Genomic DNA, 9,566 nt, shown 5'->3' on the forward strand with positions numbered 1-9,566 from the left:
CCTTATCCTATGCGCGCAAGCACCGCTAAACGCACTTCTGCGATGCTCTTTGCGGCATCGATAGGATGAATGAGGCCCTTGGCCTCGTAGTAAGTGATAAGCGGAGCGGTTTGTTCTTTATAAACATCTAGTCGCTTTTTAATCGTTTCAGAATTATCGTCCGGGCGTTGCATCAATTCGCAGCCCTCAATGTCGCACTTGCCCTCTTGAACGGCCGGATTATATTTAATGTGATATACCATGCCGCACTTGCTGCAGGTCCGGCGACCAGACAGGCGCTCGACAATCACTTCATCGGGGCATTGAAGCAAGACCACTTCTTCGAGCGTACCCGACAGGGCTTCAATCAGTTCATCCAGCTTTTCTGCCTGCACCAAAGTACGCGGAAACCCGTCGAATAAAAAATTAGCGTTCGCATCAGAAGATTGAAGCAGATCGCGTATCATTCCCACAACAACATCATCGGGAACAAACTTGCCCTGATCCATCCGTTGCTTGGCTTCCAAGCCAAGCGTCGTTTCCAAGCGAATCTGCTCGCGGAGGAGATCGCCGGTGGACACATGCGTGTAACCCTTGCCCACCAGCACTTCAGAGACGGTTCCCTTGCCCGCACCGGGGGGGCCCAACAGGACTACCGCGTTCATTTCCCGCTGCGCATCTTCCCTTTTTTCAGGAAGCCGTCATAGTGGCGCATCAGCAGATGCGATTCAATTTGACGCATGGTGTCGAGCATGACACCCACGATGATGAGCAAACTGGTGCCACCAAAGAAGGAGGCCACAATCCACGGAACATTGAACTGTGAGGTCATCACGTTCGGCATCACGGCAATGGCCGTCAGAAATACAGCACCGGCCAGCGTGAGGCGAGTCATGGTTCTATCCAGAAACTCAGCGGTCGGCCGGCCCGGACGGATCCCGGGAATATAGCCCCCACGACGCTTCAGGTCGTCTGCAATCTGGATCGGGTTGAACTGCGTCGCCACCCAGAAGTAGGAGAAAAACAAAATCATCATGCCGAACCAGAACATGTACCAAGGTGAAGTCGGGAACGCGGACGCCCACTCTTTAGCCGCCTGAAATGGAAGGAAGCTTCCTACCTTCGGGAAAATCGCGAGGATCGCGGAAGCGAAAATGATCGGCATAACGCCGGAATAGTTGACGCGAAGCGGCAGGTGGGACGTACCCCCCTGCATCATCTTCCGGCCAACCATGCGTTTGGCAAACTGCACGGGAATCTTCTGCTGCGCCTGCGTCACCGCAACCACGCCTAGAATAACGAAGAAGATCAGAGCAATCAGAAGCGCCAAATGGAAAACGCCGATTTCAGCAACTCCGTCAACCGGAGTCAGCTTGTCGATCAGCGTCTTAACGGCCATCGGCATTCTGCTCACAATGTTAACCGTAATAATGATGGAGATGCCGTTGCCGATACCACGATCCGTCATCTGCTCGCCAATCCACATCAAAAGAAGCGAACCGGTCACCAGACTCAGCATGGTCAGTACTACGAAACCAAAACCGGGAATCCGAACCACGGACTGCGGAAGCCCGAAATAGCCCCCGCTTTGAAGCGCCGCCGCCATGGCAATGCCCTGAACGGCACAGATGACCACAGTGAGGTAACGGGTGTACTGCGTAATTTTTTGCCGGCCTACATCGCCCTCGCGCGCCAACTTTTCAAGATGCGGAATAACAGCGGTCATCAACTGAATGATAATCGAAGCACTGATGTAGGGCATGATGCCCAGCGTGCCGATAGAGCACTGCAGCATTGCGCCGCCACTGAAAAGGTTCATGAGTCCGAACAATCCACCTTCAGCACCGCCCTGGGTTTCGATGAAAGACCTGATCGCTACTGCATTCACGCCCGGAAGCGGAACGGCAGAAATCAGACGGCAGACGAAAATCAGACCAAACGTAAAAAGAATACGTTGTCTAAGTTCAGTAATCTTGAAGGTGTTAACAAACGCGGAGAGCATAGGTGTGGCCTTTCGTTGATTAGACGATTTCGCAGGAGCCGCCAGCGGCTTCTATTTTTTCCTTAGCCGAGGCGGAGAACGCATTGGCCTTAACGACCAGCTTCTTATCCACACTACCGTTGCCGAGAATCTTCACGCCGTCGAAACGACCATTGACCAAGCCCTTTTCAATCAGGAGCTCGATGGTGACTTCGGAACCCTCTTCAAACGCGGCAAGCGCGTCCAGATTGACCGGAAGAATCTCTTTACGGTTAAAGTTGGTGAAACCACGCTTCGGAAGCTTTCGTACGAGTGGCATCTGACCACCTTCGAACAATGGCTTATGAGTGGCGCCGGCGCGGGACATCTGCCCCTTGTGGCCACGTCCGGCGGTTTTTCCCTTGCCGGATGCACGACCGCGTCCAACGCGGATTCTCCGATGCTTAGAGCCTTCTGAAGGCTGTAATGAATGCAAATCCATGACTAAATCCTTTGCTAAAACTAACCCTTGCGGAGAGCGAGCACGGCTTCTTTGGAACGAAGCGAGCTGAGCGCCTTAAGGGTGGCTTTGGTTACGTTAAGGTGGTTGTTGGAACCGAGCGACTTCGCTAATACATCGCGAACGCCTGCGAGTTCAAGCACCGCACGGCATGGGCCGCCAGCGATGATGCCTGTACCTTTGGAGGCCGGACGAATCAACACCTGTGCGCCGCTGAACTTACCCAGCGCGTCGTGCGGGAGCGTGGTGCCACGCATGGTGACGGTTTCGAGGTTGCGTTTGGCCACCTCGCCGGCCTTGCGAATGGCTTCCGCCACTTCCGCCGCCTTGCCGAGGCCAAAGCCTACGCGCCCCTTACGGTCGCCAACGACAACCAGTGCGCCGAAACTGAAGCGACGTCCGCCCTTAACCACTTTAGAGTTGCGGCTAATGTGGACTACGCGTTCTTCGAATTCCGGCTTTGCGCGGGGCTCGTTGCGGTCATCCCGCTTCCGGCCGCGACCGCCGTCTCTGCGTCCTCTACGTTCTGTACGTTCTTCTGCCATCAGGAAACTCCTAGAATTTAAGGCCCGCTTCGCGGGCGCTGTCGGCGAGTGTTTTAAGGTTGCTGCCGAAGGCGAAGCCGCCCCGGTCGAATACGACGCTCTCGATGCCCTTGCCCTTAGCTGCTTCCGCCGCTTTGGCACCGAGCGCCTTGGCCGCTTCCGCGTTTTTGCCATTGGAGGAAACACCGGCCAGCGTAATGCGGGCGTCGTCATCGATAAACTGCACTTCCAGACGCTTGTTGGAGCGGAAGATTGCCATGCGCGGACGCGCGGCAGTTCCCTGAACCTTGTTGCGCACACGCAAGTGGCGGCGAATTCTCAAATCTCTTTTGCTTTTAGTACTCATGATTATGCAACCGCCTTGCCTTCCTTACGGCGAATCTGTTCACCAGCATAACGAACACCCTTGCCCTTATACGGCTCAGCCGGGGAGTAGTCGCGAATTCGCGCGGCCACCTGGCCCACCAGCTGCTTGTCGATCCCCTCGACGGAAACCTTGGTGCTGTCTTTTACTTCGACGGCGATTCCATCCGGAATCGCATAGTTGATTTCGTGCGAGAATCCGAGGGAAAGAATGATTTCCTGCCCCTTCATCACGGCCTTGTAACCGACGCCTTCGATGATCAACTCTTTCTTGTAGCCCGTACTGACGCCAACGATCATGTTGTCGATCAGGCTGCGGACCGTGCCGAACATGGCCTTTCCGAAGCGTGATTCATCCGTGCGGGAAACGACAACGCTGCCGTCTTCAATCGCGACGGCAATGCATGCCGGCGCTGTATATGAGCTTTCGCCCTTGGAGCCTTTGACGGAAACCGTCTGGCCATCTACCCCGACGGTCACGCCGTCGAGAATCAAAATGGGTTGTTTACCTATTCTAGACATAACTAAATCCCGGTCCTTTCTACCAAATGTAGCAGAGGACTTCGCCCCCGATTTTCTTTTCACGAGCATCGGTGTCGGTCATGACCCCCGAAGACGTGCTCAAAATCGCCACTCCGATGCCGCCCAAAACGCGCGGAACCTCTTCGGAATTGACATACTTGCGGCAGCTCGGCTTGCTGATGCGACGAAGCCCCTGGATGACCGGCTCACGGTCTGCAGTGTACTTGAGAAACAAGTTCAGCACGCTTTTGCCGTCGTCGTTTTCCATTGTGTAGTCCTTGATGAATCCTTCGGACTTGAGAATGCGCGCAAGCTCGCTCTTCATTTTCGAGTGCGGCATTGCAACGACTTTCTTTTCTGCCATGTTCGCGTTGCGAATCCGGGTCAACATGTCAGCGATTGGATCTGTTAAAACCATCTTTAAACCTCTTCCTAGTTGCCCGTGGCGAACGGCATTCCCATGAGGGTCAGCAGCTCTTTGGCTTCGTCGTCTTTGGTGGCGGACGTTACGAAAGTAATATCCATGCCATGCGTCTTCTTGACTTTGTCCGGATCGATTTCAGGGAACACGGTCTGCTCCTGCAATCCCATGGAATAGTTGCCTTGGCCATCGAACGACGTGCCCGGAATGCCGCGGAAGTCGCGGATGCGGGGTAGCGTGACGTTGACCAAGCGGTCCATGAATTCATACATCCGGTCATTACGCAGTGTAACACGCGCGCCGATCGACATTCCTTCTCGCAGCTTGAAGTTCGATACACTCTTCTTGGCTTTCGTTATGACGGCTTTCTGTCCGGTGATCTTGCCGAGGTCTTCGGCAAGCGCGGTCAGTGTGTCGCGGTCATTTGCAACGGAAACGCAAAGATTCAGTACGATCTTTTTAACTGCGGGAACCTGCATTTTGCTCGAGTAGCCCTGGCTTTCCATCAGCGAAGGAACTACTGCTTCTTTATACTTGGTTTTCAGTGTTGGGGCCATTAACCCGTCCTCCAAAATTACGGTTCCAATGCTTGGAACGGTTAAACGGAAACCTTCACATTGGAGATCGCGAAAGGAGCTTCACGCTCCACGACTCCGCCCTGAGGGTTTTCCTCGCTCTTCTGCATATGTTTCTTGACAAGATTAATCCCTTCAACCAGTACGCGCCCGCTTTCGGGCGATACCAGAAGGACCTTGCCGGTTTTGCCCTTGTCATCTCCGGAGATCACCGTAACGGTGTCGCCTTTTTTGATATTGGCTTTGCTCATTTCTAAACTCCTCTAAAGTACTTCCGGAGCTAGCGAGACAACTTTCATGAAGTCGTTTTCGCGAAGCTCGCGGGCGACTGGCCCGAAAATACGGGTGCCGCGCGGGTTGTTTTTCTCGTCAACAATCACGGCCGCGTTCCCATCGAAACGAAGGCATGAGCCGTCGGAACGACGAATGGTGCTTCTGGTTCGAACGACAACCGCCAAACAGAGGTCGCCTTTCTTCACCACGCCATTCGGCTGTGCTTCTTTAACGGATACGCGGATCACGTCGCCAACGCGGGCGACCTTGCTCTTGGTGCCGAGCACCCGGATGCACATCACGGTGCGTGCGCCCGAATTATCCGCAACTTTTAAACGTGTTAGCTCTTGAATCATCGTTCTGCCCTATTTCGCTGCTTCTGAAACAATGTCCACCAAGCGCCAGCGCTTAAGCTTGCTCAGCGGGCGGGTTTCCATCACGCGGACCACGTCGCCGATACCTGCACGGTTATCTTCGTCGTGGGCATGAACCTTCTTCGAAAGGCGGATTTCCTTGCCGTAGAGCGGGTGGCGCATACGACGTTCGATCAACACGACAATCGTCTTGTCGCCGCTCTTGCTGCATACGCGGCCTTCGCGGGTCTTTCTGAGATGTCTTTTTGTCTCTTCCATGACCATTTATCCTTCAACTTTTTTTGCGGTTTGGATGGTCTTAATGCGGGCCACCGTACGGCGCAGTTCTTTCATGCGTGACGGTTTTTCCAGCTGACCGGACACCTGTTGGAGCTTCAAATTGAACTGCTCCTTCTTGATGTCTACGAGCTGCTGATCCAGCTCTTCCTTCGTCATTTCTTTTAATTCGTTAACCTTCATGGCTCGCCCTATCCTTTAGTCGTGAGCGTGGCGCTGAACAAAGCACACACGGATCGGCAGCTTGGTGGCTGCGAGACGCAGGCATTCTTTCGCCAGCGTTTCCGGTACTCCATCCAGCTCGAAGAGCATGGTGCCAGGCTTGACTACAGCGACCCATTGGTCGACCGCGCCTTTACCTTTACCCATACGAACTTCCAACGGCTTTTTCGTAATCGGTTTGTCAGGGAAAATGCGAATCCACAGCTTCCCTTTACGTTTCATGGCACGGTTTGCAGCCACACGGCACGCTTCAATCTGAATCGCTGTGATCCATCCACGTTCCAACGACTGAAGACCGTACTCTCCATAGGCCAGCTTATTACCGGTTTGCGCGAGACCTTTGCGCGAACCACGCTGAACCTTCCTATACTTAACTCTTTTCGGCATTAAAGGCATGGTTCAACTCCTAAGCTTTCTTTTCGGCTTCTTTGCAGACCCACACCTTGATGCCGATGATGCCGGCGATGGTGTTGGCTTCTGCAGTGCCATAATCAATGTTGGCGCGGAGCGTATGCAACGGAATCATGCCTTCTTTATAGCTTTCCGAACGCGCAATTTCTGCGCCGTTCAAGCGGCCGGAAGCCAGAATCTTGATGCCCAGAGCGCCATTGTCCATGGCCATCTGAAGCGCACGCTTCATTGCACGGCGGTGCGAAACACGGCGTTCGAGCTGCATAGCCACGTTGGCGGCTACCAGAGTGGCATCCATGTCCGGCTTCTTCACTTCGGCAATCTCGATGTAGATCTCTTTTTTAGTGATCTTCGAGAGCACTTCGCGAAGCTTGTCGATGTCTTCGCCTTTGCGGCCGATGACCAAGCCCGGACGAGCCGACTTGATGGTTACACGGATACGGTTGGCGTAACGCTCGATGTAGATGTCAGAGACAGCCGCGTCCTTGAGCCGTTCGGCCACAAGTTTGCGAATATCGACATCTTCCTTAAGCATGGCACCGAAATCTCGCTTGTCCGCATACCAGCGCGAACGCCAGTCCTTGGTTAAAGCGAGTCTCATTCCAATAGGATTTACTTTTTGACCCAAAATAGTCTCCTTCTCAACTACGCGTTGTCGCTTAGAATAATGGTTACGTGGCTTGTCTTCTTCTGAATCGGACTCGCCATGCCCCGGGCACGCGGACGAAAACGCTTCATCATCGGTCCGCCATCCACGATGGCATTTTTAACAATCAGGCTATCAGTCGACAGGCCCTCGTTGTTCTCGGCATTTGCAATCGCCGATTTGAGGGTCTTGCCAATCTGAACAGCAGCCTTGCGGGCATTGAACTCTGTAATGCGCAACGCAGCGGCGACGGGCAAACCTTTTATTTCGTTTGCCAGATCACGCGCCTTGGTAGGCGACATTCTCACATATTTAGTTGTTGCTGACACTTCCATGTGTTTTCACTCTCGATTTTGTCTGCAGGTAATAAAGGGCGGACAGTGTATGGATTTGTTGAGCGAAATCCAGCGATTTCGCTCACAAAAATCCACTCTAGCCCTTATCCGTTGCCATACCATGCGTTCTGAAAGCTCGGGTAGGTGAAAACTCACCCAGTTTGTGCCCGACCATATTCTCCGTAACAAACACCGGAACGAAAACTTTACCGTTGTGAACATTGAAGGTATGCCCGACGAATTCCGGAACAATCATGGAGTTGCGAGCCCATGTTTTGATCGGAGACTTGCGCGGGGCGCCTTCCATCTTGCGAACCTTCTTGACCAGCTTGAGGTCGACGTAAGGACCTTTTTTCAGTGAACGTGCCATAACTATTTCTTCCTCCGTTCAACGATGTACTTGTTGGTCTGCTTATGTTTGTTGCGGGTTCGTTTGCCCTTCGCGAGCAAGCCCCAAGGCGACATCGGATGCCCCCCGCCGGACGTACGGCCTTCACCACCACCCATCGGATGGTCCACCGGGTTCATGGCCACGCCGCGAACCGTCGGGCGGATGCCCAGCCAACGCTTGCGTCCGGCCTTGCCCATAACAATGCTGCTGTGCTCAACATTGCCAACACGGCCGATTGTAGCCAGGCAGTTGGTGCGGATGAGGCGGATTTCGCCCGAAGGCATCTTGATGTGCGCGAACTCTTCTTCACGGGACATCAACTGAGCCGAGGTGCCGGCGGAACGAACCAACTGGCCGCCGCGGCCAGAAACCAGCTCAATATTGTGCAGAGACGTTCCAACCGGAATCGCGACCAACGGCAACGCGTTACCTACGGAAGGCTCGGCGTCCGGCCCGGACATTACAGTGCTTCCAACCTTCAGGCCGACCGGTGCGATAATGTAGCGTTTCTCGCCGTCAGCATAATGAAGCAGCGCAATGCGCGCCGAGCGGTTCGGATCGTACTCAACCGAAGCAACCTTGGCAGGAATGCCAAACTTGTCGCGCTTGAAGTCAATCACACGGTAGCGACGCTTGTGCCCGCCCCCACGGTGGCGCACCGAAATGCGTCCCGCGCTATTGCGTCCGGCATTGCTTTTCTTCGCTTTGACCAACGAGCGCTCTGGGCTCGACTTGGTAATGTCGGCGAAATCGGACAACACCATGTGCCGGCGGCTCGGTGTGTACGGTTTATGTGCTTTTAAAGGCATTACAACAAACTCCTTAGATCAAGTTAATGCTGTCTTCTGCATTCAACGTAACCACTGCACGCTTCCATGCGGCGGTCATTCCGAAATGAGCCGTTCTCTGGCGCTTCTTCTTGCCTTTTCGGCGCATCGTATTGACGGCCATAACACGGACATTGAAGAGCTCTTCTACGGCTCGTTTGATTTCTACCTTGTTGGCATCCATGGACACGCGGAACAAATATTTGTTCTGCTCCTCAGAAAGGCGCGTTCCTTTTTCCGTCAACAAAACCTGTTTAATAATATCAGCTGAATTCTTCATCTCGTAGGGCTCCTTTATCCGAGGCGCTTTTCGAGCGCTTCCATGCCTGCCTTCGTAACAATCACGTTCTTGTAGCGCAGGATTTGGTAGGTGTTGACCAAACTCGCCGATACCAGCTCAACACGAGGAATGTTGCGCGCGGCCAGCAACAGATTGTCGGTTGCTTCATCCACGATGAAGAGCGCGCCACGGTCCAGACCCAGGTTCTTGAGTACGGCAACGAACTCCTTGGTCTTCGGGGCGGTAACGCTCAACTGATCGATGACCGTGATTTCACCTTGATCCACCTTGGCGCTGAATGCACGCTGGAAGGCCAGCTGACCCACTTTCTTCGAAACTTTCTTTGTATACTTACGCGGATGCGGGCCATGGGCCACCGCACCACCGCGCCATACGGGTGATTGCTTGTAGCCGGCACGTGCCCGGCCGAGACCCTTCTGTTTCCAGGGCTTTGCGCCGGTGCCGTTAACGAAGCGCTTGCTCTTAGTCGAAGCAGTGCCAGCACGCTGATGAGCGCCGTATGCAACAATGGCTTCATGTACGGCCTGCTCGCCGCGGTCGAGTACGAGGAGGCTGTCTGCGAACTCGTAGTCGCCGACGCTGTCTCCCTTAACGTTTTTCAAAGGTAATTTGCTCATGATAATCC

19 protein-coding genes are annotated in these 9,566 nt (G+C 54.0%); all 19 read right to left on the reverse strand.

What is annotated here, in order from left to right; translation table 11 throughout:
* Positions 1-2: 2 nt before the first annotated feature.
* The gene (locus SCARR_RS12690) at positions 3-644 is read right to left on the reverse strand and encodes an adenylate kinase (RefSeq protein ID WP_136061936.1); all 642 of its coding nucleotides are present in this window, start codon (positions 642-644) and stop codon (positions 3-5) included.
* On the reverse strand, positions 641-1,981 hold the full coding sequence (gene secY, locus SCARR_RS12695) for a preprotein translocase subunit SecY (RefSeq protein ID WP_136061937.1): 1,341 nt from the start codon (positions 1,979-1,981) through the stop codon (positions 641-643). The genes SCARR_RS12690 and secY overlap by 4 nt, the downstream gene beginning before the upstream one ends.
* 19 nt (positions 1,982-2,000) lie before the next feature.
* On the reverse strand, positions 2,001-2,441 hold the full coding sequence (gene rplO, locus SCARR_RS12700) for a 50S ribosomal protein L15 (RefSeq protein WP_136061938.1): 441 nt from the start codon (positions 2,439-2,441) through the stop codon (positions 2,001-2,003).
* A gap of 20 nt (positions 2,442-2,461) precedes the next feature.
* Complete coding sequence (rpsE, locus tag SCARR_RS12705) at positions 2,462-3,004, reverse strand: 30S ribosomal protein S5 (RefSeq protein ID WP_136061939.1); 543 nt, start codon at positions 3,002-3,004, stop codon at positions 2,462-2,464.
* Positions 3,005-3,014: 10 nt separating this feature from the next.
* Entirely contained in the window at positions 3,015-3,353 is a 339-nt protein-coding gene (gene rplR, locus SCARR_RS12710) for a 50S ribosomal protein L18 (RefSeq protein ID WP_342803695.1), read from the reverse strand.
* On the reverse strand, positions 3,353-3,889 hold the full coding sequence (gene rplF, locus SCARR_RS12715) for a 50S ribosomal protein L6 (RefSeq protein WP_136061941.1): 537 nt from the start codon (positions 3,887-3,889) through the stop codon (positions 3,353-3,355). The genes rplR and rplF overlap by 1 nt, the downstream gene beginning before the upstream one ends.
* A gap of 19 nt (positions 3,890-3,908) precedes the next feature.
* The gene (rpsH, locus tag SCARR_RS12720; protein ID WP_136061942.1) at positions 3,909-4,307 is read right to left on the reverse strand and encodes a 30S ribosomal protein S8; all 399 of its coding nucleotides are present in this window, start codon (positions 4,305-4,307) and stop codon (positions 3,909-3,911) included.
* A 14-nt stretch (positions 4,308-4,321) separates the two neighbouring features.
* A complete protein-coding gene (gene rplE / locus SCARR_RS12725; RefSeq protein WP_136061943.1) occupies positions 4,322-4,867 on the reverse strand; it encodes a 50S ribosomal protein L5 in 546 nt (181 codons plus the stop codon).
* A gap of 41 nt (positions 4,868-4,908) precedes the next feature.
* Positions 4,909-5,136, reverse strand: a complete 228-nt coding sequence (rplX, locus tag SCARR_RS12730) for a 50S ribosomal protein L24 (RefSeq protein ID WP_136061944.1) — start codon at positions 5,134-5,136, stop codon at positions 4,909-4,911.
* A gap of 12 nt (positions 5,137-5,148) precedes the next feature.
* Positions 5,149-5,514, reverse strand: a complete 366-nt coding sequence (rplN, locus tag SCARR_RS12735) for a 50S ribosomal protein L14 (protein WP_136061945.1) — start codon at positions 5,512-5,514, stop codon at positions 5,149-5,151.
* Between the two features lie 9 nt (positions 5,515-5,523).
* Positions 5,524-5,790, reverse strand: a complete 267-nt coding sequence (rpsQ, locus tag SCARR_RS12740) for a 30S ribosomal protein S17 (RefSeq protein ID WP_136061946.1) — start codon at positions 5,788-5,790, stop codon at positions 5,524-5,526.
* A gap of 6 nt (positions 5,791-5,796) precedes the next feature.
* Positions 5,797-5,991, reverse strand: a complete 195-nt coding sequence (rpmC, locus tag SCARR_RS12745; RefSeq protein WP_136061947.1) for a 50S ribosomal protein L29 — start codon at positions 5,989-5,991, stop codon at positions 5,797-5,799.
* Between the two features lie 15 nt (positions 5,992-6,006).
* Positions 6,007-6,426 carry a 50S ribosomal protein L16 gene (gene rplP, locus SCARR_RS12750; RefSeq protein ID WP_136061948.1) on the reverse strand — a complete coding sequence of 140 codons (420 nt, stop codon included), beginning with the start codon at positions 6,424-6,426 and terminating at the stop codon, positions 6,007-6,009.
* A 10-nt stretch (positions 6,427-6,436) separates the two neighbouring features.
* Positions 6,437-7,069 (reverse strand): 30S ribosomal protein S3, encoded by a 633-nt coding sequence (gene rpsC, locus SCARR_RS12755; protein ID WP_136061949.1) that lies wholly within the window; start codon positions 7,067-7,069, stop codon positions 6,437-6,439.
* Positions 7,070-7,086: 17 nt separating this feature from the next.
* Entirely contained in the window at positions 7,087-7,422 is a 336-nt protein-coding gene (gene rplV, locus SCARR_RS12760; RefSeq protein ID WP_136061950.1) for a 50S ribosomal protein L22, read from the reverse strand.
* Positions 7,423-7,519: 97 nt separating this feature from the next.
* Complete coding sequence (gene rpsS, locus SCARR_RS12765; protein ID WP_136061951.1) at positions 7,520-7,792, reverse strand: 30S ribosomal protein S19; 273 nt, start codon at positions 7,790-7,792, stop codon at positions 7,520-7,522.
* Between the two features lie 2 nt (positions 7,793-7,794).
* A complete protein-coding gene (gene rplB, locus SCARR_RS12770; RefSeq protein WP_136061952.1) occupies positions 7,795-8,622 on the reverse strand; it encodes a 50S ribosomal protein L2 in 828 nt (275 codons plus the stop codon).
* Between the two features lie 13 nt (positions 8,623-8,635).
* Positions 8,636-8,920: a 50S ribosomal protein L23 gene (gene rplW, locus SCARR_RS12775; protein WP_136061953.1), complete on the reverse strand. Its 285-nt coding sequence runs from the start codon at positions 8,918-8,920 to the stop codon at positions 8,636-8,638.
* Between the two features lie 14 nt (positions 8,921-8,934).
* Positions 8,935-9,558 carry a 50S ribosomal protein L4 gene (rplD, locus tag SCARR_RS12780; protein WP_136061954.1) on the reverse strand — a complete coding sequence of 208 codons (624 nt, stop codon included), beginning with the start codon at positions 9,556-9,558 and terminating at the stop codon, positions 8,935-8,937.
* Positions 9,559-9,566: the final 8 nt, after the last annotated feature.

It is taken from the genome of Pontiella sulfatireligans, from assembly GCF_900890705.1.
GTDB lineage: Bacteria > Verrucomicrobiota > Kiritimatiellia > Kiritimatiellales > Pontiellaceae > Pontiella > Pontiella sulfatireligans.